The following is a 22,965-nucleotide window of genomic DNA, read 5'->3' on the forward strand; positions in this document are numbered from 1 at the left end:
CAGCGCTCCAGTACAAGGATCCGCCATGACCGAGACCACCCCCACCCGCCCGTTCGCCACCGCCACCGACAGCGGCCACGGCGGCCTGCAGACCTTCGTCACGGCGGGTCCGGCGACCATCGTCGCCGACCTGTCGGCGGCCCAGGGCGGGCTGGATCTCGGCCCAGATCCGCACGAGCTGGTCGCCGCCGGCCTGGCGGCTTGCACCACCATGACCCTGCGCCTCTACGCCAACCAGAAGGGCTGGGACATCAGCGGCCTGCACGTCGAGGTGTTCTCGTCGTTCGACAAGGACGCCACGCCGCATGAGCGCTTCGAGCGCATCATCACCCTGGAAGGCGACCTCACCGACGAACAGCGCGAGCGCCTGTTCCAGATCGCCGAGAAGTGCCCGATCCACAAGCTGCTGACGGCGGGGGCGAAGGTGGTGACCACGGTGGCGGGGAACTAGCCGAAGACGGAAATCCTCCCCCTAGCGGGGGAGGTGTCGGCTCGAAGAGACGACGGAGGGGGAAGAGGCCGGTTCAACAGAACTTCCCCCTCCGGCGCTCCGCGCCACCTCCCCCGCTAGGGGGAGGATTTTGGACTTAAAACCCGTACAGCGCCCTATACTCCGCATCCTTCGCCGCGATCTGCTTGGCGCAATCGACCATCACCTTGGCCTGCTTCCAGGTCGCGTCGTCCTGCATCTTGCCGTCGATCATGGCGACGCCCGTGCCGTCGGGCATGGCCTCGAGGATCTTCTTGGCGAAGGCGACCTCGGCAGGGTCCGGGCTGAACACCTTCTTGGCGATCTCGATCTGGCTGGGGTGCAGGCTCCAGGCGCCGGCGCAACCCATCAGGAAGGCGTTACGGAACTGCTGCTCGCAGGCGACCGGATCGTCGATCGCGCCGAACGGGCCATAGAACGGCTTGATGCCGTGGGCGGCGCAGGCGTCGACCATCTTGGCGAAGGTGTAGTGCCAGAGGTCCTGCTGCACCGACACGCGGGCCGAACCATCCGTATGCGGATCTTCAATGACGCGGTAGCCGGGATGCCCTCCGCCGACGCGGGTCGTCTTCATCGCGCGGCTGGCGGCGAGATCGGCCGGGCCTAGCGAAATCCCCTGCATGCGCGGGCTGGCGGCGGCGATCGCCTCGACGTTCATCACGCCTTCGGCGGTCTCTAGGATGGCGTGCAGCAGAATCGGCCGGGTGACGCCGTGCTTGGCCTCCAGCGAGGCCAGGAGCTGGTCCATGTAGAAGATGTCCCACGGCCCCTCGACCTTGGGCACCATGATCACGTCGATCTTGTCGCCGGCCTTCTCGACGATGGTGGCGATCTCATCCAGGTGCCAGGGCGAGTTGAGACAGTTGATCCGCGTCCAGAAGCCGACGCCCAGGGCCTTGAAGTCCACCTCGCGCGACATGGCCACCAGACCCGCCAGGGCCGCGCCTTTGGCGTCGGCGGGGATGGCGTCTTCGAGGTTGGCCAGGATCACGTCCACGGTCGGGGCGATCTCGGGCAGCTTGGCGCGCACCTTTTCCAGGTGCGGCGGCACGAAGTGGATCATCCGCTCGACGCGGGCGGGCAGCTCGCGATAGGGCGTCGGCGCGCCGATGGCCAAGGGTTTGAAAAAGCCGCGCGGCGTCTTCATGCCGGTCACTCCCCGCTTCGTCTCCTTCGCAAGGAGATCATTTCGCAATTGCGAGAACCATGCGGCGGCGCAAAAAGCGCGTCAAGCTTATCGTCGTTCAGGCGGCGGCTGCGCCTTGGGCGCCTCTTCCGGATCCTCGCGCTCAAGGTCGGCGGCGGCGTCGTTGCTGGAGCCGATGCGGGCGGCCTTGGACGCCTTGCGGCGGCGGGCGGCGGGCTCCAGACGCAGGCTGGCCATGGCCTCCTCGCCCTCTTCACCAAACAGGCCGCGCAGGCGGATGTCGCGCTGCGGATAGGGAATCTCGATCCCCGCCCCGCGCAGGGCGTCGTCGATCAGCCAGGTATAGGCCGCGAAGATCGCCGCCGGCCGGCGTACGGCCTCGACGGTGGGCCAGACCACCAGCTCGAACTTCAAGCTGCTCTCGCCATAGCCCACCAACCAGACCTGGGCGCGGCGGGTAGCGTCGTCGGGCGAGGTGAACGGCGCGGCCTTGGCGGCCTTCAGCACCGCCTCGCGCACCTTTTCCTTGTCGGTCCCGAAGGCGGTGACGAACGGCACCCGCAGGCGGCGATTGGTGCCGCGCAGGGTCCAGTTGATCACCTGGTCGTTCACCAGCACCGAGTTGGGGACGATGATGTCGGTGCTGTCATTGGTGCGGATGCGCGTGGCGCGCGGACCGATCTCGTGCACCACGCCCCGCCCGCCATTGGGCAGCTCGACAAAGTCGCCCACCGCCACGAGCCGCTCGAACACCAGGGAAACGCCGGAAGCGAAGTCCTTGATCACGCCCTGCAGGCCAAGGCCCACGCCGACGCCCAGCGCGCCGGCGAACACCGTCAGCGAGGTCAGGTTGACGCCCATCGTCGACAGGCCGGCCATGACGCCGACCACCACCAGGCTGTAACTGGCGACCTTCTCGACGATGTAGAGCGAGGCGGCGTTGCCCCCGGCTCGGGCCCTCAGCTTACGTAAACCCGCCGAGGTCAGCCGCGCGGCGAACAGCGCCGCCAACACGATCAGCAGCCCGGCCGCAAGGCTCCCCACCGTCACCGACGCCTTGCCCAGCTTCAGGAGCTCAAAGGAGTCGAGGGTGTGGAGGGGGTTGTCGGTCATGGCGACGAGTGTGCGGGCAGGTGGTGATGCGGATCAAGGGCGGGTTTTGGGGCGGAGCGCCCCCTCCGTCTCGCTGCGTATCCGCAGCGATCCACCTCCCCCGCAAGCGGGGCAGGAGGGCGGCGGCTTCCTCCTCACCCGTGAAACGGGGGAGGTGTCGCGGCGCCGATAGGCGGCGTGACGGAGGGGGCGCAGCTGAATGCGCCCAGAGCCCCCTACCGCCCGACCATCGCCATGCCGCTCTTGCTGTAGCGCTCGCCCTCGATCTCGGTCTCCGGCACGGCGGCGGCGATGCGGGCCAGGTCTTCGGCCGAGAAGACCACGGACGTCGCGCCGACGTTCTCCTCCAGCCGGTGGATCTTGGTCGTGCCCGGGATCGGGGCGATATCCTCGCCGTGGTGGAGGATCCAGGCCAGGGCCAGCTGGGCCGGCGTCACGCCCTTGTCGGCGGCGATGGCGCCCAGGGCCTCCACCAGCGACAGGTTCTTGGCCAGCGCCTCGCCCTGGAAGCGCGGCAGGCCCTTGCGGAAGTCGCCCTCGCCCATCGTCTCGGCCTTGACCGCGCCCGCAAGGAAGCCGCGCCCCAGCGGGCTATAGGGTACAAGCCCGATCTTCAGTTCACGGAGCGTCGGCAGGATCTGCGCCTCCAGCTCGCGGAACCACAGGGAATACTCGCTCTGCAGCGCGGCGACGGGCTGGACGGCGTGCGCCTTGCGGATCGTGGCCGCGCCGGCCTCCGAGAGGCCGAAATGCTTGACCTTGCCCTCGGCGATCAGGTCCTTGACCGTCCCGGCCACATCCTCGATCGGTACGTTCGGATCAACGCGGTGCTGATAGAAGAGGTCGATCGTCTCGATCCCCAGCCGCTTCAGCGACGCCTCTGCGACGGCGCGGATATGCTCGGGACGGCTGTTGACGCCGCGCACCCGCGCCATGCCCTCGCCTAGGTCCGCAGGCCCGATGTCGAAGCCGAACTTGGTGGCGATCACCACCTGGTCACGGAAGGGCTTCAAGCCCTCGCCGACCAGCTCCTCGTTGGCGAAGGGGCCATAGACCTCTGCGGTGTCGAAAAAGGTCACGCCCAGCTCGACCGCCCGCGCCATCAGCTTGAAGGCGTCGGACTTGTCCAGCGCCGTGCCGTATACTTGGCCCATGCCCATGCAGCCCAGGCCAATGGCGGAGACCTTGAGGCCGTCTCCGAGTTCACGCGTTTTCATGGGGCGTTTCCTGTTGCTCACGCCGACGACGAGACAGCGTCCGAGAGGGCAAACATGGTCCGCTGAGCGCCCTGCTAGAAGAGCGATCGCGAAATAATTTCACCGCCTGTCGGGACAAGCCCCAGCTGCGCGTCCTAGCGTCAGGACGAAGGAGGACGCCCATGCCGCAGATCACCACCTGCCTCTGGTTTGACGGAAAGGCCCTAGAGGCCGCAGAGTTCTATTGCTCGGTGTTTCCCAACGCCCGGATCACCGACATCCAGCGTTCGCTGGTCGACACGCCCGGCGACGGCGCCAAGAGGGGCGATGTGCTGACCGTCGCCTTCGAGCTGGACGGCAAGCCGTTCCTGGGCCTGAACGGCGGCTCGGCCTTCCAGTTCAACGAGGCTGTCTCTCTTGTCATCGATTGCGACGATCAGGCGGAGGTGGACTACTATTGGGACGCCTTCCTCAACGTCGGCGGCGCGCCCAGCGCGTGCGGCTGGCTGAAGGATCGCTTCGGCCTCTCCTGGCAGGTCACGCCCAAGGCGCTGATCGAGATGATCCGCGATCCTGACCCCGCCAAGGCCAAACGCGCTTTCGAGGCTATGATGGGCATGGTGAAGCTGGACATCGCGGCGCTACGTCGGGCGTTCCAGAGCGAGTAGCCAGGATTACACGCAATTAAGTTGCCGCATCGTCACGTCATCCCCCAGCGTAGCTTGGAGCTCTATGCAAGGGGACGGCATGGCGATCACACGGCGTTGGATGACTGCGGCGATGGCCGGTGTCGCGATCAGCGTCGGCGGCTGCGGCGCAGCCTGGGCCGCAGACAATCTGGTCGTGAGCCCAGCCGGGGGATCCGCCCCCATGCGGTGGGCGTCCAGCAAGTTCGGCGATCGCATCGAGCCGCGCGCGGCCGTTCTCTTGCCTCTGCGCTTCGAGGGCCTGGACAAGACCTTCTACGCCCAGTTCGACCTCGGCGCGAAGTCGACGGTGTTCTACGGCAAGACCCTGGCGGCCATCGCCGACCGGGCGCCGGGCCTCAAGCCCGGCCCCAAGGGCGAACTGGGCGCGGTGAGCTTCACGATCGGCGACGTCCGTGCTTCGATCGCCAAACCCAAGGTCCGGGCCGACATCGGCGACGCCAATATCGACTGGACCAATCCCGAGGCGATCGATCTGATCGGCACGATCGGCGTCGACTTGCTGGAAGACCGCGTGCTGACGGTCGACTTCAAGGCCATGCGCCTGAGCGTCGGCCTCGCGGCCATGCCCGCCACCAGCCAGTGGTCGCCCATGACCCTCAAGAGCCGCTGGGTCTTGCTGGACGCCACGCTGGAGGGCAAGCCGACCAAGCTCTTGCTCGACACCGGCTCCAGCGCCTTCTCACTGCTGATCGACAAGGCCCGCTGGAGCGAGCTGACCACCGGCCAGGACGCCGAGAGCTTCCCGGTCAATTCGTGGGGCAAGAAGTTGATGGCTCACACCGCCCCGACCAAGGCCCGCGTGGTGATCGGCGGCCTCGACACGCCGCTGGGCGATGCGACCTATATCGAGGGGACCAGCGCCATGCAGGGCCTGATGATGCGCGCCACCAGCATGGGCGGCATGACGGGCAACCGATTGTTCTTCGACCGGATTTTGATCCTCGACGCCCCCGGCGGACGTTACGCGGTGATCGAGCCGAAGTAGATCTTATGCGGCCTTTCCGCCTCGATTGAGTGCGGAAGCGCGCAATTCCCACGCATCAGCATGGTTCGCAGCAATTGAGCGGGGCGTTAGAGCCAAGGCGTTTGCGCGCTCCTCTAACGCCGAGAGCGCCTCGCTTAGCACCCCCGCCGCGTGTTTCATGGCTTCAAGATCTATTTCGCGCGCCTCGATTTCTCCGCGCTCCAACTTAAGCAGTTCGAAAGTACAATTCCTAATAACGGCCTTCACTACGACCACTAGGACAACGGCTTTGCTCGGTAGAGAATCAGGTGAAATCTCGGAGATACGATTGAGACTCTGAAGCAATTCCAATCTGAGCGTCTTAACGATCTGTAGAGAGACGGTTCTGACCTGGAGACTATCGATGAGGGCAAGCAGTAGACCAGCCATACCGCTCAGAACCGCAGTCGCAGAAACAACCGCGCTCTTCTCCTGATCAAGACGCGCGGAAAGTCTCGCCTCTCGAGGGACTTTCCATGCGTAGTATGTCGAGAAGATGATCGCAATGATCGAGAATATCGCCTGAAACCAACCCGCCAGGCCGTCATAGCTCTCAAGCAAATCGATAAATGCCTTGAAGGCCTCTCCAGAAGCCAACAGGAAAATCCCCAATATGCCAATGGCGATCCCGGTCCATCTCAAAGCCCTAAGCATCACTTCCCCCACCCACGGAAGCTTCAGCGTTAACCACTTTGCCGAACGCGGCAAACGAAACTCCCTCAAAGCGAGAGCAGTCTACGAAGTAGCTCAGGCCGCCAGCTTCATCAGGCTGCCGGGCGGCATGTCGCGGCGGATCTGCTGATCCAGGTTCTCGGTCATCTCGTCGAGCTCTTTGAGACCGTCCTCGGCCTCCTTGACCTCGTCGGAGCGCTCGAACTTGCCCGGTTGGGTCAGGATGCCCTTGGTCTTGGCGGTCTGCAGTTCGTCCTTCAGGGCATGGCTCGTGCTGCGGACCTCCTTGAGGAAGTCCATGTCGCCCGAGGCCTCCATCTTGGCCTCATCCTCAAGGTTTTTGCGCTGGGCGGCGGCGCCTTCGGGGTCGGTCGCCGCGTCGGGCAGGCTGGCGAAGTCCTGAGCGTAGAGTTCGCCGGACTCCTTGGCCGCCTTGCCGTAGTCTTTTACCGCCGCCTTCAGCTCCTTGGCCGCCGCCGCCAGGGCCTTGGCCATGGCCTTGGGGTCGTTGGCGTAGATCTTCTTCAGCAGCTTCAGCCGCTCGACAACCTGCTGGAGCTTGGCCTTGGCGCGGCCCTTGGCGTCGCCGATGGCGTTCTTCTTGCCCAGCCGCATGTCTTTCTTGAGCTTGGCCATCGCCTCGGCGGCCTCGGCCGCCTCCCTGGCCTCGGGCGAGTTCGGGGCCGGCGTCGCGGCGGCCGAGGCCAGCCTCGCCAGCGGGATCGCCGCCTCCCCCATCGCCCTCTTGGCGTAGGCGTTCAGCGCCAAAGCGCCCGCCTGCCCGGTCACCGTCACCATCGGCCTTCCAGCCTCCATCGGCGGTTCTCCGCCTGTCTGGAGGCCAGACCTAGCAGGCCAAGGTTAAGTTAGGCCTTCTTGACGAACTCGGTGCGCAGGACCAGGCCCCGGACCTTGTCGACATTGGCTTCGATCTCGTCGGGATCGCCGGTCAGGCGGATCTTCTTGACCACCGTGCCGCGCTTCAGCGTCACGCCGCCCGAGCCCTTGACCTTGAGGTCCTTGATCAGGGTGACGGTGTCGCCGTCGGCCAGCAGGGTTCCGTTGGAGTCGCGGGTTTCTTCGGACATGGAAGGCCTTTCGAGGCTGGGGCGGCCGCGAGGCAAACCCGTATATTTCGTGTGGGCTTTCCTAGGCGATGGCCCCTCGGCGCGTCAATGGCGCCGCCCTACCCCTTCTTCCGTCCCAGCGGGTGCTTGGTCTGGACGATATGGGCCAGATGCTCGCCGGCCACATGGGTGTAGATCTGCGTGGTGGCGATGTCGGCATGGCCCAGCAGGGTCTGGATCACCCGCAGGTCGGCGCCGCCCTCCAGCAGGTGGGTGGCGAAGGCGTGGCGCAGGACGTGGGGGCTGACCTTCTGGCGGTCGATGCCCGCGGCGATGGCCGCGTCTTCCAGCAACTGCCCCACCCGGCGCGGGGTCAGGCGACCCGTGGCGCCGCGTGAGGGAAAGAGCCAGGGACTGTCCTTCGCCTCATTGGGCAGGAAGGCCGGGCGCGCCTCCAGATAGGCCTTCACCGCCGCGCGAGCGGCGTCGTTCAGCGGAGCCAGCCGCTCCTTACCGCCCTTGCCCTTGACGATCAGATAGGCCGGATCGCGCGCCAGGGCCGCCAGCGGCAGGGCCAGAAGCTCGGAGATCCGCAGGCCCGAGGCGTAGATCAGCTCGATCATGCAGGCCAGACGCAGACCCTGGGCGCTGTCCTTGGCGCAGGCCGCCGCCAGCAGGCGCTCGATCTCCTCACGCTCCAGCACCTTGGGCAGGGGACGGCCAGCCTTTGGGGCGGCGACCCGGCGCGAGGGATCGTCGCTCCGCCAGCCCTCGCCCAGCACGAAGCGGTAGAACTGCCGGACGGCCGAGCGCCGGCGGGCGGCGGTGGCGGGCGACAGGCCGCGCGCGCCCAGGTCCTGGAAATAGGCCTCGATGGTCTCGGCGTCGGCGTCGTGCAGGTCGTGGCCCGAGCGGCCCAGAAAGCCCCGCGCGTCCTCCAGGTCCTTGCCATAGGCGGTCAGGGTGTTGCGGGCGGCCGCGCGCTCGACGGCCATCATCTCCAGAAAGGCGTCGGCCCACGCCTCGCCCTGGCTCATTTGGCGTAGGCCAGGCCCAAGAGCCCCTCGACGACGATGGCGCGGGCGTCGGCGCCGAGGCCCGCCTGATGCAGCGCGCGGGCGATGCGGGCGCGGTCGATCGGTGCGGGCCCGGCGACGCCGGCGTCAGTGGCGATCGACAGGGCCAGAAGCCCCGCCTCGCCCGAACGCTTGGCCGCGCCCGCGTCGTCCAGCAACTGCAGACGCGCCGGTTGGGCCGCCGACTTGCCGGCGTCGAAATTATAGACCTGACCGCGCGCGTCGGCGTCCAGGGCTCCGCCCAGGCTGGCCAGCAGCAGGGCGGCGGCCTGGGCCGGCGAACGCGCGCCGCCGCTGGCGCCGCGCGCCACCAGGGCGCCCAGCACCTGATTGTCGGTCCTGCCCGAGGCCACGGTGATCAGGGCGTCGAGGATCGCCAGGTCCGCGCCGCTGGCGCCGGGGATTGTGTCCTGCACCAGCCGCGAGCGGATCGTCTGGGCGCTGGCCAGATCGCCCGCCGCGACGGCCGCGCGGGCCATGAGCACCGGATCCTGTAGCGGACCGCCAGCGGCCGCGAGCGCCGCAATCGAGGCGGCCGAGGCCTGGGCCGCCTCGACGAAAGCCGTCAGAGTCTTGGCCTGACGCAGGAACGCCAGGGCCGAGGCCTCGGCGGCGGTGAGGTCCGCACCGGGCGCCACGCCAGCGAGATCGCCCGAGGTCGGCTTGGTCATCGGCTTCAGGGCCGGCGAAGCGGAGGCGACCGCTGCGGCCGACTGGACATCAAGGTTCAGTCGGCGCGACAGGGCGTAGTTGACGCCGTTCTTCAGCGAGGCCGCGCCAGGGGCCGTCCCCGCCAGCGCCGCGCCCATCAGCCGGGCGTAGTCGGCGTCCTTGGTCTGCTGCTGGGCCAGCTGGAAGGTCAGCTGGGCGGCGTCCTCCTGCCCGGCCTTCAGCTGGCAGTAGGCGCGCAGGCGCAGCCAGTAGGCGCCGCCGCGATCCACCGTCAGGGCGTCCTGCACGGCGCAGGCCTTGTCGTCCTGACCGGTGATCAGCGCCGCCTCGGCTGCGGCCATCGACAGCGCCGAACTGCCCGCTGCGCCCGTCGTACGATCAAGAAGACCATCGACGCCACGCGCCTCGCCCAGGGCGATCAGGGCCAGCGCTCGCTGGGCGCCCATCTCGGCGTCGTCACCGATGCGCGCCGGGGCGTTGGCGCCGGTCGACAGCATCCGCCGGGCCAGATTGGCGAAGGCCGGCGACAGGCCGCGCGGGCCGCCGATCCTCGGCAGCGCCTCGCGCAGGATATCGGGCGCCGTGTCCTTCCAGAGCGTGGCCGGCAGGCCGGTGTCTGCAAGGCTGCTGGAGAAATAGTCAGGCGCGGCCAGGCTTTTGACCTGCACCGCCTCCTGCGCGGCCGCGAGAGTCGGCGCCGTCAGCACGGCGGCCAGGGCGATCAGGGACGGAAAACGCAGCGAATGAGGCATGGACCGGTTATGACGCATGACAGGGCTCTCGCAAACTTGGCGCTGAGGCCCAGCCTCGTGTAAACCCGCGACCGCATCATGACCGAGCCTGATCCGACCCCCGCCGCCCCTGAGGCCATCTCCCAGGTTTCCGACGACCTTGCGCCCCTGCGCGAGAAGACGATCGTGCTGGTGGGCCTGATGGGCGTGGGCAAGTCCAGCGTCGGGCGGCGCCTGGCCAATGTGCTGGGCCTGCCGTTCCGGGACGCCGACAACGAGGTCGAGGCCGCCGCTGGCCGTTCGATCTCCGCGATCTTCGCCGAGCTGGGCGAGGCCGCCTTCCGCGATGGCGAGCGCCGGGTGATCGCGCGCCTGCTGGACGAGCCGCCGCACGTGCTGGCCACCGGCGGCGGCGCCTTCGTCAACGCCGAGACCCGCGCGCTGATCAACGACAAGGCCGTCTCGGTGTGGCTGAAGGCCGATATCGACCTTCTGGCCCGCCGCGTCTCGCGCAAGGACAACCGCCCGCTGGTGCGCGGCAAGGACCCGGTGAAGGTGCTGACCGAGCTGGCCGAGGCCCGCTATCCCGCCTACGCCGAGGCCCAGGTCCATGTCGAAACCGGCGACACCCCGCACATGGTGGCGGTCGAAGCCATTCTTACGGCACTTCGCCAGTCGCGCGTTTAAGGAGTTCACATGATCCGCACCGTCCCTGTGGGCCTGGGCGACCGCGCCTATGACGTGGTCATCGGTCCGGGCCTGCTGGATCAGGCCGGCGAGCGCATCGCCGCCGTTCTGGGCAAGCGCAAGCGCGTGGCGATCGTCACCGACGCCCATGTCGGCGCCCATCATGGCGAGCGTCTGTCCACCGCGCTGAAGCGCGCGGGGATCGCCGTTGACATCATCACCATCCCGCCCGGCGAGGAAAGCAAGAGCTTCGAGGGCCTGGCTGATCTTTCCGATCGCCTGCTGGCCCTGAACCTGGAGCGCGGCGATCAGATCGTGGCGTTGGGCGGCGGCGTGGTCGGCGACCTCGCCGGCTTTGCGGCGGCGATCTACAAGCGCGGCATCGATTTCGTGCAGGTCCCGACCACCCTGCTGGCCCAGGTCGACAGCTCGGTCGGCGGCAAGACCGCCATCGACACCCCGCGCGGCAAGAATCTGATCGGCGCCTTCCACCAGCCGCGCCTCGTCCTGGCCGATCTCGACGTGCTGGCCACCCTGCCCGCCCGCGAGCTGGCCTGCGGCTATGCCGAGATCATCAAGTACGGCCTCTTGGGCGACTTCGCCTTCTTCGAGTGGCTGGAGGCCAACGTCCAGGCGGTGCTGGGTCGCGACATCGATGCCCTCGTGCGCGCCGTCGGCCGCAGCGTCGAGATGAAGGCCGAGATCGTCGCCGAGGACGAGAAGGAAGCCGGTCGCCGCGCCCTCCTGAACCTGGGCCACACCTTCGGCCACGCCATCGAGGCCGAGATGGGTTTTGGCGACGCGCTCAAGCACGGCGAGGCCGTTGGGGTGGGCATGGCCCAGGCGTTCCGCTTCTCAGCCAAGCTCGGCCTCTGCCCCCGCCAGGACGCGGTTCGCGCGCAGGCCGCCATCAAGGCCGCTGGTCTGCCGACCACGCTGGCGGACGTTCGCCCCGAGCCCTTCGCCGCCGACGCCCTGATCGCCCACTGCGGCCAGGACAAGAAGGCCGAAGGCGGCAAGCTGACCTTCGTGCTGGCGCGCGGCATCGGCGACGCCTTCGTCGCCAAGGATGTTGATCGCGACGCGCTCAAGGCGTTCCTGATCGAGGACGGCGCGGTCTAATCGCCTAAACCATCCCCGACTTCTGCAGCTGCTTGTAGGCCTTGATCACGCGCTGCAGCTTGTGCTCGGCGCTGCGGTCGCCGCCGTTGGCGTCGGGGTGGCAGCGCTTGAGCAGTTCCTTGTAGCGCGCCTTGATCGCGGCGCTGTCCGCCGTGGCCTCCAGGTCAAGATCGGCCAGGGCCTGCCGCTCCAGCTTGCCCAGGCGACGCTCGGCGGCCGAGCGTTCGGCCTCGGCCCGGCGCTGCTGGGCGCGGAAGATACCGAAGGGGTCGGCGAAGTGGCGCGCGTCACGGGCGGCCATGGCGGCGGCCTCGCGCGAATTGGCGTCGGCCTTGAAGCTCCAGGTCGGGCGACCGCCGGTCATCCGCTCGGTCTCCTGCTCGGCCCGGATCTGGGCCTCGCTCATGCCGGCGTAGAAGTTCCAGTTCTTGTTGTACTCGGCCGCGTGACGCTGACAGAACCAGTAGTGGTCATTGGGCATGTCGCGCGACTTCGGCGCCTTGGCCGATCCGGCCAGGCGGCAATCGGGATGGTCGCAGCGCTTCTCGCCGGGCTTGAGGCCCAGCACGTCGTGCGCCACGTCCTCCTCGCCCTCCTTGGGGGGGCGGACCCGGATGTCATAAAATTTGGGACGGTACTCGAACGGCCGGTTCATGGCGTCTAGAGTAAGCCCGCGCTGTTTGCGTTCAAGGATTGACAAGCACGAGTCGTATGATGGGCGTCGTCGCCGAGACCATCCGCCGCAAGTTGGAAGCGGCTTTTTCACCGTCCGCCCTCGAACTGGTCGACGACAGCGACCGGCACCATGGCCATGCAGGCCATACCGGGGCAGGCGAGAGCCACTTCAATCTGCGCATCGAGGCCGCAGCCTTCGCGGGCAAGACACGCGTCATGCGCCAGCGGATGGTGATGCACGCCCTGGCCGAGGAACTGGCGGGTCCGGTGCACGCGCTGTCGATCCACGCATCAGCGCCCGGAGACGCATAGGATCGCGCAAAAGGTAAGTTCAGACTTACTTTCTGCTTGCGCGCCGACGTGGTCGCTGATTGCCTTCCATCCCGGCGCGATCCTGCCGGGTGGCAGGAACATCCATGAGCGCCGACACCCCTACGCCCCCTGAAGCTGTCGAAAGCCAGATCGCAGCCGCGCTGCCGGCGCTGCTGTCGAGATCCTACGCCCGCTACTCGAAGTTCACCGTCGCCGCGGCGGTCGTCGACGAGACCGGCGCGGTCCACTACGGCGTCAATGTCGAGAACGCCGCCTATCCGCAGGGCACCTGCGCCGAGCAGACCGCGATCGGAGCGATGATCACGGCCGCCGGCGCGCGCCGCATCGACAAGGTGCTGATCGCCGCAGGCTCCGACGCCGTGGTCCAGCCGTGCGGCGGCTGCCGCCAGCGCATCGCTGAGTTCGCCGGCGAGACTTGCGAGATCGTCTCGGTGCAGGGCGGCAAGCCCACCGAGCGGGTGGCGTTCTGGGACCTGCTGCCGCGCTCGTTCGGACCTCGCGACCTGGACTGATCCCGCCCCCGAAACCGCCGAAAAACAAAAACGCCGCCGTGGAGGCCCACGGCGGCGTTCTTGATTCTGGTCTTGCCCATCGGAACACGCCGGGAACCAGACGGCTCCCGGCGCGCTGGCCGATGTTTAGAAGCGCATGTTCATACCGAAGAAGACGCGACGACCGAAAAGGTCGAAGTTGTCCGTCAGGCCGGTCTGGATGTTCGGCTCGGCGCCGAGCACGTTGTTCACGCCACCGCGGATATACGCCTTCTCGGTCACGTCGTAACGGAACGAGAGGTCGTGCTGCACGAAGACGCCGGTGTCGAAGTAGCGCTGTTGACGCGAGTCGACGTTGGCGCCCACCAGGCGGTAGTTGAACAGCTCCTGAGCGGTCTGGTAGTCCGCGCGCCAGGTCAGAGCCAGCGGACCCTTGGTCCAGGTCGCCGTCGTACGGAAGCGAACACGCGGGTTGTTGACCGTCGTGTCGATGTCCGTCGCCAGGCCCGGCAGGGTCGGGTTGGTGAAGTTCTGACGACGGATCAGGTAGTTACCCGTCACGCCCAGATCCATACGGCCCCACTCCTTGCCGCCGAACAGGTCGCCCGGCTGGAAGTTGTAGCGCATGGTGAAGTCCATGCCGCGCGACAGCAGGGCCGCGAAGTTGAACGGACCTTCGATGAAGTTGTCGATCTCGTAGGCGTTCGGGCCGGCCGAGGCCGGACGACGCGGAACGGCCGCGCAAGCGGTCGGGTTCAGGGCGTCTTCGTCCACGCAGAGGTTGGCGAGGGTCTGAGCCGACAGGGTCGAAATCGCGTTCGTGATCTTGATGTCGTAGTAGTCGAAGATCATCGACAGACGCGGCACCCAACGCGGCGTGATGATCGCCGAGATGGTGTGGCTCTTCGACTCTTCCGGAAGCAGGTTCGGGTTGCTGCCGCTCTTACCGTTGTTCGAGAACGTCGGGTTCGGGTCGACATAGCTGGTCGGAATGCCCAGCAGCGCGCAGTTCTTGATCCGGTTGTTACGGATGCGCTGGTCGGTCGTACCGGCGATGACCGGCGACGAGCACGGGTCCGTCAGGCTCGGGAACGTGTCGAACGGCGGCGAGTACAGTTCGCTCAGCGTCGGCGCGCGCACGGCCTTGCCGTAGGTGAAGCGGAAGGCGATGTCGCGAACCGGGCGCCACGAGCCGTTCACACCCCAGGTCTTGGTGGTGCCAATGGTCGAGTAGTCCGAGTAGCGATAGGTGCCGCCGATCTCCAGGTTCTCGGCCAGGAATACGCCCTTCAGAAGCGGCAGACGCACTTCACCGAAGGCTTCCTTGACGTCGAAGCCGACCTTGGCCAGGTCGCCGCCCGAGTTGCCGAACAGCACGCGGTCGCCGAAGTCGGTCAGGTCCGCGCTGGTCTCTTCCTTGCGGTATTCGCCGCCGATGGCGACGCCGATCGGACCCGCGCCCCAGAAGTCCCACAGATTGCCCGAGGCGAAGCCGCGAACGTCCTGCTGCTCGTTCATTTCCTTGGTGACGAGCTTGGTGAGGATGTAGTCCTTGGAGTCAGCGAAGCCGCCGGTGCCGAAGACGCGCGAAGGCTTACAGTTGGCGATGGTCGGATCGTTGGCCGTATAGGCCACGCCGTCCAGGTTCTTGATCTGCACGCCACGCTTGGCCAGCAGCTGCACGCGGCAGACCACCGCGCCGGCCTTGCCCAGCTCGCCAGCGGTGTCGACCACGGCGTCGATCGAGTAAGCGTAACGCTCGACGTCGATCGTTTCCGGCTCGGTGTTCGTGGCCTTCATCTTGCCGTAGGTGTAGCCCAGCTCCCAGGACACATCCTTCACGAAGGCCAGGGAGTCGAAGTCGCCACGGAAGCCGCCCACGAAACGGGTGGTGTTCCGGTCGGCGATCGCCGGACGATAGCCCAGATCATAGCTGAACACGCGCAGCAGAGCGCGACGGTCGTTGACCGTGCCGGTCACCGCGCTGGCGCCCGTCGCCGTCGGCGCGCCGTAGATGGTGCGCTGGTTGTTGAGGATCGCGTTGCGCACCTCGGTCGGCATGTAGGCGTTGTCGAGACCGATCGTGAACGAGGTCAGCGCGCCATAGTCGTTCGGATACTCGGTGGCGCCGAACGCGCGGATGTTCACGTTGGCGAAGTGCGGCTGGAAGATGTCGACGTTGGTTTCTTCGACATACTTCAGTTCGCTGAAGAACTTGACGTTGTCGGTGACGTCGAAGTTCGCGCCGACTTGGAAGCGCTCGGCCTTCTGCTTGGGCAGGCGGTTGGTTTCAACCGCCACCAGGCCGTCGCCGCTGCCGCCAATGGTGGTGGTGCGGTTGACAGCGCCGACCGTCTGACCTGCGCCGAAGTCGGCCAGGAAAGGCGTGCCGTCCGCGCGGAACTGATAGGTCTTGCCCGGGTTGGTGGCGAAGCAGTTGGCCGCGAAGCTGATCGAGTTGGCTTGCGACGCGGCGCAGGCGCCGTACGGGATGTCCGGGTCGGTGGTGATGCTGCCCGGGGTGCCGTTGGCCAGCACCAGCACGCCGCCCAGCGGACGGTTCAGGCTGCGCAGGTTGTAGACCCGGTCAACGTCGAAGACGCTGTCGTTGACGGCGCCGGTCGGGTCGACGTCGAGCGTGGCCAGGCGGGCGTTCTTACGGAGCCAGGAGATCTCCAGGTCCTTGTCGAACAGCACGTCCGAGCGCTGGGTCTCGCCGTAGGCGTAGACGTTCAGGCGGCCGTCCAGGAAGTTCTTGCCGGCGGTGACCGACAGCTTCTTGTTGTACTGCGACGTGTTCTGGCTCAGCTGGCCGATCGCGGCGTCGACCTCGAGGCCTTCGTAGTCGTCGCGCATGATGAAGTTGACGACGCCCGAGACGGCGTCAGCGCCGTACAGCGCCGAACCGGCGCCGGTCGTGACTTCAACGCGGCGAACCAGCGAGCTGGGGATGGTGTCGACGTCGACCGAGGCGCCGCCCGGCGCGCCAGCCACGTGACGACGACCGTCGACCAGCACCAGGGTGCGGCCCGAGCCGAGGTTGCGCAGGTTCAGGAACGCCAGACCGCCGATGCCGACGAAACCGCCGGTGGTGTCTTCGTAGACCTGGCTGTTCTGCAGCGCGGGGATGTCGGCCAGATAGTCGACGATGTTGATCTCGCCCGACTGTTGGATTTCTTCCTGGCCAACCTGAATCAGCGGGGTGGGCGAATTCAGCGGGTTGCGGCGGATCAGCGAGCCGGTGACCACCACTTCCTCAACCGCCGTCGACTCCTGAGCCGCCGCCGGCGCGGTTTGCGCCAGAGCCAGGGCCGGAGCGAAAGCCGTGAGGCTCCCCAGCATCGTCGTCGCCAGGAGCACCTTGGTTTTCAACGCCATATTTTTGTTGTCCTCAAAAGTACGCACGCCCGTCGCGCCAGCCGCGCGCGGGAGCAAAGAGGGCCATTCCTCAAAAGTGACGTTAAAGGCTTTCGGCGGCGCTAGAAGCGATCATGGCGAAATTCGGACGGGTTGCCGGCGCGGCGTTACCAAAAAGCCACGTTTCCGGCGTTCTTCCGTCAAAAATAGAAAAATCTTGCGCCTATCTGCTTAGTGCTCTTAGGCGCAAGGCCCATTTTGGGGCAAAATCAACCCCCTTACAGCCCGTCGTTCTGCAAAAACGGCGACTTTTCTGTCGTTTTCGCGCGCTTTCGCTTGCGGGAGCCGTTCGTCGGCGGCGTCGTACCTGCATACGGCCCTGCCCAAGTTTTGGGCGGAGCTGTGCGGTTCGGGGGGATCGCGGCGGATTTATGGCAAAATCTCGTCCTTCTCCCCAGCGCGCCACCGTGGCGGACTTGTCTCGCGACGAAAACGCGGGCGTCCACGCCATTCAACAGTAGGGGCTCCGCCTTTGGCGGGGATTTCGGGGACTTTAACTCAGATGAAGATTGCTTTGCTCGCGGGCGCGGCGGCCAGCGCCGTCATGGGCGGCTACGCCTTCGCTCAGGACACGACGCCGGCTCAGTCGACCGTCTCGGAAATTGTCGTCACCGGCTCGCGCATCAAGCGCCCGCAGTTCGACGGCACCGTTCCCGGTGTCCAGGTCACCAAGGAAGAGATCATCCAGCGCGGCTTCAACAACGCCTATGACGTTGTGCTGAGCCAACCCCAGGTCGCTTCGGGCGCCAGCCCCTACGGCAGCAACGGCGGCCAGACCTCGAGCCTCGGCGTCGCTTTCGCCGACCTGCTGGGCTTTGGCCCACAACGCACCCTGACCCTCGTCAACGGCCGACGCGTCGTGTCGAGCAACGCCGCGACCCTGTTCGTCTCGGGCAACTTCGCCGGCTCACAGGTCGATGTGGGCATGATCCCGGCCCAGATGATCGATCGGGTGGACACCCTGACGGTCGGCGGCGCAGCCGCCTATGGCTCGGACGCCATCGCCGGCGTGATCAACTACATCATCAAGGACAAGTACGAAGGCGCCGAGGCCCGCGTCGCATACCGCACGTCCGACAAGGGCGACGGCAGCCGCTATAGCGTCAACGCCATCTACGGCTCGAACCTGCTGAACGACCGCGCCAACCTGGCGGTCTCGTTCGAGTACACCAAGACGGACTCGCTCTACGCCGACAAGCGTCCGTGGATCATCGACACGGCCACCGCAGTGACGAACGCCTTCAGCGGCTCCAAGCGCAACACCGCCTTCTCGCCGACCGCCGCCATCGATGTCGCGGGTCTGAACAACGGCGCCTTCCTGCGCACCTCGGATGACGGCATCCCGTCGACGGCCTACGCCTACAACGTGCGCACCGGCCTGCAGTGGCCGTCTGGCATCGCGTTTACGCCCAGCTCGCAGACCGGCCTCTGCCCGCAGAACATCGTCGGCGTCGCCTCGTGCGTTAACGGCGGCGGCTCGCTGGCGTTTGTCTCGACGGCCAGCCAACTGGTCCCCGGCATTCCCACCGGCAATGGCCTCTACAGCCTGACGGCTCCCTCGGGCACGTTCCCGAACTTCGCGCCGACGTCACTGCCGACCGGCGTCACCGCCGCCGCCGTGTTCGCCAAGTACGGCGTCACCGCGCCGACGGGCCTGACCACCGCCCAGCTGAACACGCTCGCGGTCAACGTGCTGCAAAGCAAGCTGCCGACCCTGCGTGAGTACCTGGCGCAGAACCCGAACACCGACGTCAACCTGATTGTCGGCTCGCTCTATTCGAACATTCCGCGCATCGCCAACACCGACCCGGCGACTCGCAACCTGTTCCCGTTCATCGCCCGTCCGGTCCGCTTCAACGAATCTGGCCAGGCGGAGAACTGGTCGTTCGCCAACATCAGCCCCACGGCTCAGGGCACGCTCAACGCCGCGCCCGGCACCAAGGGCTTCGACAACAGCCGCTACAACCTGATCCAGAACGCTCAGAAGCGCCGCGTAGGCACGCTGTTCGGCACGTTCGACGTCAACGAACACCTGACCGTCTACACCCAGAACATGTTCTCCTCGATCTCGACCCGCCTGCCGCGGAACTCGGTCACGGCGAACAATGTCGGATCGACGGCCATCGAGACCTCGGGTCTGGTGATGAGCATCGACAACCCGTTCCTCAGCGCGGCGTCACGTCAGCTGCTGCGCGACTCGGGCGCGGTCAGCACAGCCGGCAAGTTCATCATGTCGCGCACCAACCAGGACATTCTGGGCGACAACCCGCTGTGGGGTAAGACTGACACCAGCAACCTGGTGCAGGGCGCCAAGGGTGACTTCGATCTGCTGGGCCGCAACTGGACCTGGGACGCGTCGTACACCTGGGGCCGTTCGAGCGGCCGCGTCGACTTCACCAGCATTAAGGACGTGGAATACGCCCTGGCCCTCGACTCGGTTGTCGACACCAGCGGCGCCATCGTCTGCCGCGCCAAGACCAACCCCGCCGCCTATCTGGGCAAGAGCCCGGCGGGCGTCAGCGTCAACCTGACCGACGTCTACAACAGCAACGGCATGATCACGAAGACGCCGTTCACCCCGGTTGTGACCCAGTCGATGATCGACAGCTGCCAGCCGCTCAACCCGTTCGGCTACGGCCAGATGTCGGCGGCGGCCAAGGCCTATGTCTCGGTGGATCAGTTCTTCGCTTTCGAGAACACGCAGACCTTCCTGCAAGGCTCCATCAGCGGCGATCTGTTCACCCTGCCCGGCGGTCCGGTCGGCATCGCCCTGGCTGGCGAGCGCCGCACCACCAGCAACTCATACTGGACGGACGAGGCCTCGCAGTACGGTCGCACGCGTTCGGCCGCCATCGCCCGAACCGAATATGAGACCACCGCCGAAGAGTACGGCATCGAGCTGAACATCCCGCTGCTGGGCGGCGACTTCAGCCTGCCGTTCGCGGAGCGTCTTGAGCTGAACCCGGCGGTCCGCTGGTCCAAACAAACCGGCAGCGCGCCGACCTTCGTCAACGCCTTGGGCAAGACCATCAACCCGGAATATGACGGCGACCTGGCCCGCATCTGGTCGCTGGCCGGTACGTTCCAGCCGATCAAAGACATCGCCTTCCGCGGCAACGTGACCCGCTCGATCCGCCAGCCGGACGGCGTGGAGCTGTTCCTCGGCGGCCAGCCGGCCTTCACCACGCCGGCCGACCCCTGCACGGTCGCCAACATCGGCTCGGGTGTTAATCCGACCGCACGCAAGGCCAACTGTATCGCTGCGGTGAAAAAGGCCGGCTACGCGACGACCGACGAGGAGGCCACCAACTTCCTGAACTCGTTCACCCCGCCGGCCCAGTCGCTGCTGGGCGCCCGCTTCGGCAACATGGGCCTCCAGCCCGAACGCGCCGAAAGCTGGACCGTCGGTGTGGTGCTGGAGCCTCGCTTCGTGAAAAACCTGCGGATGTCGGTCGACTATGTCGACATCAGCCTGAAGGACCAGCTGAGCCGCGTGTCGCTCGATCAGCTGTCAGCCTACTGCTACGACTCCCCGTCGTATCCCGACAACACCGCCCGCTTCGGCACCAACACCTGCGAGTCCTTCGCGCGCTACACGGTGGGCACCGAACCGTCCACGACGTCGCGTTTCGCCATGAAGGACGGCTGGAGCTCGACCTACCTGAACCTGGCGCAGACCAATCTGCGCGCCGCCAACATCGTGATCTCGTACCGCAAGGACGTGGCCTCGCTGTTCGGCAGGGACAGCGACTGGGGCCGCGTTTCGGTCAGCAGCAACCTGTATCGGATCCTGGAGTCGAGCTTCAGCTCGACGGGCGACCCGGCTGACACCGAGTACTATCTCGGCTCCAACGGAACCCCGCGCTGGCAGACCAGCACAACGATCGGCTATCGCCTGAAGAAGTTCTCGACCAGCGTGAACTTCAACACCGTGAGCGACACCGTTCGCTTCAACGGCGCCACTCCGGCGACGATCGAGAACAACCCCTATCTCGAGCGTAAGGGCTATACCGACTTCAACCTGTTCTTCGGTTACGACATCACCGACGACATCCAGGCTCGGATCAACGTCAACAACGTGACGGACAAGCGCTTCATCGATGAGCGGGACGCCACGATCTACAGCTCGACCGGTCGCACCTGGCAGTTCTCGGTCAACGCGAAGTTCTAAAAAGAGAGTCCGGACCACGATCCAGCATCGGTGGTCCGGAAACTTCCCACCTTCAGGCCCTCGTCGTTCGCGGCGGGGGCCTTTTGCTTTTCCGGCGCAGGCGTGAACACGCGCGCCGCCCAGGCGCAGCCGAGCGACGAGGACGTCAAAGCTGTGGGAGCCAGAGCGCCGTCAGAGTGCGCTAAGGCCTGGCGGCCTCTAGGCGATCTGGGCGACCAGGCCTTCGAGAACCCGGCGCAGGTCGGCCTCGCGGAACGGCTTCTGCAGGACGGTGGAGCCGCGATGATCTTCCGTCAGGCCCGCCTCGCCATAGCCGCTGGCGAAGGCGAACGGCACGCCGCGGGTCTTCAGGGCGTCGGCGACCGGAAAGATCGGACGACCGCCCAGGTTCACGTCCAGCAGCGCCGCGTCGATATCGGCCGAACCGGCTAGGCGCAGCGCCTCCTCGATCTCGGCGGCCGGCCCGACGATGGTGCAGCCCAGGTCGGTCAGCATGTCCTCAACAAGCATCGAGACCAGGGCCTCGTCTTCGACGACCAAAACCTTCAGGGACGACAGAGTCTTCATGGATCAGGGCTCCAGGGCGCGCAGAGGCAACGCCATGTGGCAGACGAGGCCGGCGGCATCATAGGTCAGCTCGACGCCGCCGGATAGCTCAGCCGCAAGGCCGCGCTCAAGAAGTCGCGCGCCGAAGCCTCGGCGGGCGGGCGGACGGACCTCGGGCCCGCCGCTTTCGGACCAGACCAGCCGCAGAACATCATCATCGATGCTCCACACCACCTTCACGCGCCCCTCAGGCGCAGACAGGGCGCCGTACTTTACCGCGTTGGTGGCCAGCTCGTGAATGCCCATGCCCAGCGCCACGGCGGCCTTCGGGGTCAAACGCACGTCGGCGGCGTAGTCGAAGCTGACGCGGTCTTCGCTGGCCATGGCGTGCAGCTCGACATCGAACACCTCACGCAGGCTGGCGCCTTCCCAGCTTTCGCGGGTGAGCAGGTCGTGGGTCTGCGACAGGGCGATCAGGCGGGTCTCGAAAGCCTCGCGGAAGAACTCGGGCGAGGCGCTGGAGCGCAGGGTCTGGGCGGCGATCGACTGCACCGTCGCCAGGCTGTTCTTCACGCGATGGTTCAGCTCGTTGACCAGCAGCTTCTGCCGCGTCTCGGCCCGCTTGCGTTCAGTGATGTCCAGCGACACGCCCGCCAGACGCCGGACGCCATCCTCGGCCTTGTGGGCGGCGCGACCGCGCGCGTGAAGCCAGCGCAGTTCGCCGCTGGGATGGATCACCCGGTACTCGACGTCGTAGTCGGCCCCGTCGCGGATGGCGCTGTCGATGGCCCCGAGGATCCTGGGCCGATCCTCAGGATGGATCGTCTCCACCAGATCGTTAAAGGTGAAGGTGTCCTCGGGGCGTCGGCCATAGTTGGCCTTGCACAGGTCGGAGGCCTCATAGGCCCGGGTGGCCACGTCCAGATCCCATGAGCCCATCCGGCCGCTGTCCAGCGCGAACTTCAGGCGCTCCTCAGCCTTGCGACGATGGTCCAGTTCGGCCAGGGCCTCCCCGTTCAGCCTGATCGACTCGATGGTGGCCGCAACCTGCGCGCCTAGCCCCACCAACAGGCTTTCGTCGCGGACGGTGAACCGTCCAGGCTCGGGATGACCAAAGAACAGACCGCCCAGCACCTCGCCCTGACGGGTGGCGACTGGGATGGCCAGGTAGCTGCGGACCGGCAGATGGCCCTCGGGCATGCCGTGGCGCGGGCTATTTCGACCGTAACGGGGATCCAGCGTGATATCGTCCGACCTCACTACGCCGGTGTTATCGAACGTCGGCCGGAAGAGCTCGGTCTTGCGAACCCGCGGAAAGTTGGCGAACGCCTCGGGCGACGCGCCCGACAGGCGGAACAGCGCATAGCTCTCACCGTCCGGCTCGATCCGATTGTAGAAGAAGGCGCCGTAGGCCGCGCCGCTGATCTCGCGGGCGCCATCCAGGGCGCTCTGCACGCAGGCGTCGACATCGTTGCTGGATGCGATCGCTTCGGTGACCCGAGCCAGGGTGTCGGACTTGCGGACCTCGGCGGCGAGCCGCGCCTCCAGTTCATGCAGGCGCGCGCCGAGATCGACGGCGCCGACTTCCCGAACATCGCTTTCAGCCGCTATGGCCAAGACGCGCCCCCGAACGCAGAACCGCCCCC

At 66.6% G+C, this 22,965-nt stretch carries 20 protein-coding genes and 1 pseudogene; 9 read left to right on the forward strand and 12 right to left on the reverse strand.

Features of this window, described 5'->3' with window-relative positions:
* Positions 1-25 precede the first annotated feature (25 nt).
* Entirely contained in the window at positions 26-451 is a 426-nt protein-coding gene (locus ACT53N_RS13465; RefSeq protein WP_082749355.1) for an OsmC family protein, read from the forward strand.
* 136 nt (positions 452-587) lie between these two features.
* Here the strand turns inward: ACT53N_RS13465 and ACT53N_RS13470 are convergent, their stop codons facing one another.
* Both ACT53N_RS13470 and ACT53N_RS13475 read right to left on the reverse strand, forming a co-directional pair.
* Complete coding sequence (locus ACT53N_RS13470) at positions 588-1,646, reverse strand: HpcH/HpaI aldolase/citrate lyase family protein (protein WP_476064375.1); 1,059 nt, start codon at positions 1,644-1,646, stop codon at positions 588-590.
* A 78-nt stretch (positions 1,647-1,724) separates the two neighbouring features.
* Positions 1,725-2,750, reverse strand: coding sequence for a mechanosensitive ion channel family protein (locus ACT53N_RS13475; protein ID WP_476064376.1), 1,026 nt, complete (start codon positions 2,748-2,750; stop codon positions 1,725-1,727).
* Positions 2,751-2,799: 49 nt separating this feature from the next.
* Between ACT53N_RS13475 and ACT53N_RS13480 the strand changes: the two are divergent.
* Positions 2,800-2,922 (forward strand): annotated as a pseudogene (locus ACT53N_RS13480) (hypothetical protein); the annotation flags it as partial.
* Positions 2,923-2,965: 43 nt separating this feature from the next.
* Here the strand turns inward: ACT53N_RS13480 and ACT53N_RS13485 are convergent.
* Positions 2,966-3,967, reverse strand: coding sequence for an aldo/keto reductase (locus tag ACT53N_RS13485; RefSeq protein ID WP_476064377.1), 1,002 nt, complete (start codon positions 3,965-3,967; stop codon positions 2,966-2,968).
* 161 nt (positions 3,968-4,128) lie between these two features.
* Here ACT53N_RS13485 and ACT53N_RS13490 point away from each other — a divergent pair, with 161 nt between their 5' ends.
* Positions 4,129-4,614, forward strand: coding sequence for a VOC family protein (locus ACT53N_RS13490; RefSeq protein ID WP_476064378.1), 486 nt, complete (start codon positions 4,129-4,131; stop codon positions 4,612-4,614).
* A gap of 79 nt (positions 4,615-4,693) precedes the next feature.
* A complete protein-coding gene (locus ACT53N_RS13495; RefSeq protein ID WP_476064379.1) occupies positions 4,694-5,641 on the forward strand; it encodes a hypothetical protein in 948 nt (315 codons plus the stop codon).
* Positions 5,642-5,644: 3 nt separating this feature from the next.
* Here ACT53N_RS13495 and ACT53N_RS13500 read toward each other — a convergent pair whose 3' ends face one another.
* The 5 genes from ACT53N_RS13500 to ACT53N_RS13520 form a co-directional block, all read right to left on the reverse strand.
* On the reverse strand, positions 5,645-6,367 hold the full coding sequence (locus ACT53N_RS13500; RefSeq protein ID WP_476064380.1) for a hypothetical protein: 723 nt from the start codon (positions 6,365-6,367) through the stop codon (positions 5,645-5,647).
* Between the two features lie 39 nt (positions 6,368-6,406).
* A complete protein-coding gene (locus ACT53N_RS13505) occupies positions 6,407-7,147 on the reverse strand; it encodes a hypothetical protein (RefSeq protein WP_476064381.1) in 741 nt (246 codons plus the stop codon).
* Between the two features lie 50 nt (positions 7,148-7,197).
* Positions 7,198-7,419, reverse strand: a complete 222-nt coding sequence (locus ACT53N_RS13510; protein ID WP_004621989.1) for an alkylphosphonate utilization protein — start codon at positions 7,417-7,419, stop codon at positions 7,198-7,200.
* A 98-nt stretch (positions 7,420-7,517) separates the two neighbouring features.
* A complete protein-coding gene (locus ACT53N_RS13515) occupies positions 7,518-8,435 on the reverse strand; it encodes a site-specific tyrosine recombinase XerD (protein ID WP_476064382.1) in 918 nt (305 codons plus the stop codon).
* A complete protein-coding gene (locus ACT53N_RS13520; protein ID WP_476064383.1) occupies positions 8,432-9,916 on the reverse strand; it encodes a hypothetical protein in 1,485 nt (494 codons plus the stop codon). Before ACT53N_RS13520 ends, ACT53N_RS13515 begins: the two co-directional genes overlap by 4 nt.
* A gap of 60 nt (positions 9,917-9,976) precedes the next feature.
* Here ACT53N_RS13520 and ACT53N_RS13525 point away from each other — a divergent pair, with 60 nt between their 5' ends.
* Both ACT53N_RS13525 and aroB read left to right on the forward strand, forming a co-directional pair.
* Positions 9,977-10,564, forward strand: a complete 588-nt coding sequence (locus ACT53N_RS13525) for a shikimate kinase (protein WP_476064384.1) — start codon at positions 9,977-9,979, stop codon at positions 10,562-10,564.
* 9 nt (positions 10,565-10,573) lie between these two features.
* Positions 10,574-11,686, forward strand: a complete 1,113-nt coding sequence (gene aroB, locus ACT53N_RS13530; RefSeq protein ID WP_476064385.1) for a 3-dehydroquinate synthase — start codon at positions 10,574-10,576, stop codon at positions 11,684-11,686.
* Positions 11,687-11,690: 4 nt separating this feature from the next.
* On the opposite strand, the gene ACT53N_RS13535 is transcribed toward aroB, so the two are convergent.
* Positions 11,691-12,341: a J domain-containing protein gene (locus ACT53N_RS13535; RefSeq protein WP_310216808.1), complete on the reverse strand. Its 651-nt coding sequence runs from the start codon at positions 12,339-12,341 to the stop codon at positions 11,691-11,693.
* 56 nt (positions 12,342-12,397) lie between these two features.
* Between ACT53N_RS13535 and ACT53N_RS13540 the strand changes: the two genes are divergently transcribed.
* Together ACT53N_RS13540 and cdd are read left to right on the forward strand one after the other, a co-directional pair.
* Entirely contained in the window at positions 12,398-12,673 is a 276-nt protein-coding gene (locus ACT53N_RS13540; protein ID WP_476064386.1) for a BolA family protein, read from the forward strand.
* A 104-nt stretch (positions 12,674-12,777) separates the two neighbouring features.
* Complete coding sequence (cdd, locus tag ACT53N_RS13545; protein WP_476064387.1) at positions 12,778-13,206, forward strand: cytidine deaminase; 429 nt, start codon at positions 12,778-12,780, stop codon at positions 13,204-13,206.
* A 126-nt stretch (positions 13,207-13,332) separates the two neighbouring features.
* Here the strand turns inward: cdd and ACT53N_RS13550 are convergent, their stop codons facing one another.
* Positions 13,333-16,563 carry a TonB-dependent receptor domain-containing protein gene (locus tag ACT53N_RS13550; protein WP_476064388.1) on the reverse strand — a complete coding sequence of 1,077 codons (3,231 nt, stop codon included), beginning with the start codon at positions 16,561-16,563 and terminating at the stop codon, positions 13,333-13,335.
* A 541-nt stretch (positions 16,564-17,104) separates the two neighbouring features.
* Here ACT53N_RS13550 and ACT53N_RS13555 point away from each other — a divergent pair.
* Positions 17,105-20,773 (forward strand): TonB-dependent receptor domain-containing protein, encoded by a 3,669-nt coding sequence (locus ACT53N_RS13555; RefSeq protein ID WP_476064389.1) that lies wholly within the window; start codon positions 17,105-17,107, stop codon positions 20,771-20,773.
* Between the two features lie 198 nt (positions 20,774-20,971).
* Here ACT53N_RS13555 and ACT53N_RS13560 read toward each other — a convergent pair whose 3' ends face one another.
* Positions 20,972-21,340: a response regulator gene (locus tag ACT53N_RS13560; protein ID WP_310216820.1), complete on the reverse strand. Its 369-nt coding sequence runs from the start codon at positions 21,338-21,340 to the stop codon at positions 20,972-20,974.
* A gap of 3 nt (positions 21,341-21,343) precedes the next feature.
* Positions 21,344-22,936, reverse strand: coding sequence for a sensor histidine kinase (locus ACT53N_RS13565; RefSeq protein WP_476064390.1), 1,593 nt, complete (start codon positions 22,934-22,936; stop codon positions 21,344-21,346).
* Between the last annotated feature and the right edge of the window lie 29 nt (positions 22,937-22,965).

The organism is Caulobacter sp. DMC95, assembly GCF_056313785.1.

Coding starts and splice junctions, on each gene's coding strand:
- ACT53N_RS13490 (WP_476064378.1), top strand. CDS start 4,129: ATGCCGCAGATCACCACCTGCCTCTGGTTTGACGGAAAGGCCCTAGAG.
- ACT53N_RS13555 (WP_476064389.1), top strand. CDS start 17,105: ATGAAGATTGCTTTGCTCGCGGGCGCGGCGGCCAGCGCCGTCATGGGC.
- ACT53N_RS13550 (WP_476064388.1), bottom strand. CDS start 16,563: ATGGCGTTGAAAACCAAGGTGCTCCTGGCGACGACGATGCTGGGGAGC.
- ACT53N_RS13535 (WP_310216808.1), bottom strand. CDS start 12,341: ATGAACCGGCCGTTCGAGTACCGTCCCAAATTTTATGACATCCGGGTC.
- ACT53N_RS13505 (WP_476064381.1), bottom strand. CDS start 7,147: ATGGAGGCTGGAAGGCCGATGGTGACGGTGACCGGGCAGGCGGGCGCT.
- ACT53N_RS13465 (WP_082749355.1), top strand. CDS start 26: ATGACCGAGACCACCCCCACCCGCCCGTTCGCCACCGCCACCGACAGC.
- ACT53N_RS13540 (WP_476064386.1), top strand. CDS start 12,398: ATGATGGGCGTCGTCGCCGAGACCATCCGCCGCAAGTTGGAAGCGGCT.
- ACT53N_RS13510 (WP_004621989.1), bottom strand. CDS start 7,419: ATGTCCGAAGAAACCCGCGACTCCAACGGAACCCTGCTGGCCGACGGC.
- cdd (WP_476064387.1), top strand. CDS start 12,778: ATGAGCGCCGACACCCCTACGCCCCCTGAAGCTGTCGAAAGCCAGATC.
- ACT53N_RS13475 (WP_476064376.1), bottom strand. CDS start 2,750: ATGACCGACAACCCCCTCCACACCCTCGACTCCTTTGAGCTCCTGAAG.
- aroB (WP_476064385.1), top strand. CDS start 10,574: ATGATCCGCACCGTCCCTGTGGGCCTGGGCGACCGCGCCTATGACGTG.
- ACT53N_RS13560 (WP_310216820.1), bottom strand. CDS start 21,340: ATGAAGACTCTGTCGTCCCTGAAGGTTTTGGTCGTCGAAGACGAGGCC.
- ACT53N_RS13485 (WP_476064377.1), bottom strand. CDS start 3,967: ATGAAAACGCGTGAACTCGGAGACGGCCTCAAGGTCTCCGCCATTGGC.
- ACT53N_RS13495 (WP_476064379.1), top strand. CDS start 4,694: ATGGCGATCACACGGCGTTGGATGACTGCGGCGATGGCCGGTGTCGCG.
- ACT53N_RS13520 (WP_476064383.1), bottom strand. CDS start 9,916: ATGCGTCATAACCGGTCCATGCCTCATTCGCTGCGTTTTCCGTCCCTG.
- ACT53N_RS13515 (WP_476064382.1), bottom strand. CDS start 8,435: ATGAGCCAGGGCGAGGCGTGGGCCGACGCCTTTCTGGAGATGATGGCC.
- ACT53N_RS13525 (WP_476064384.1), top strand. CDS start 9,977: ATGACCGAGCCTGATCCGACCCCCGCCGCCCCTGAGGCCATCTCCCAG.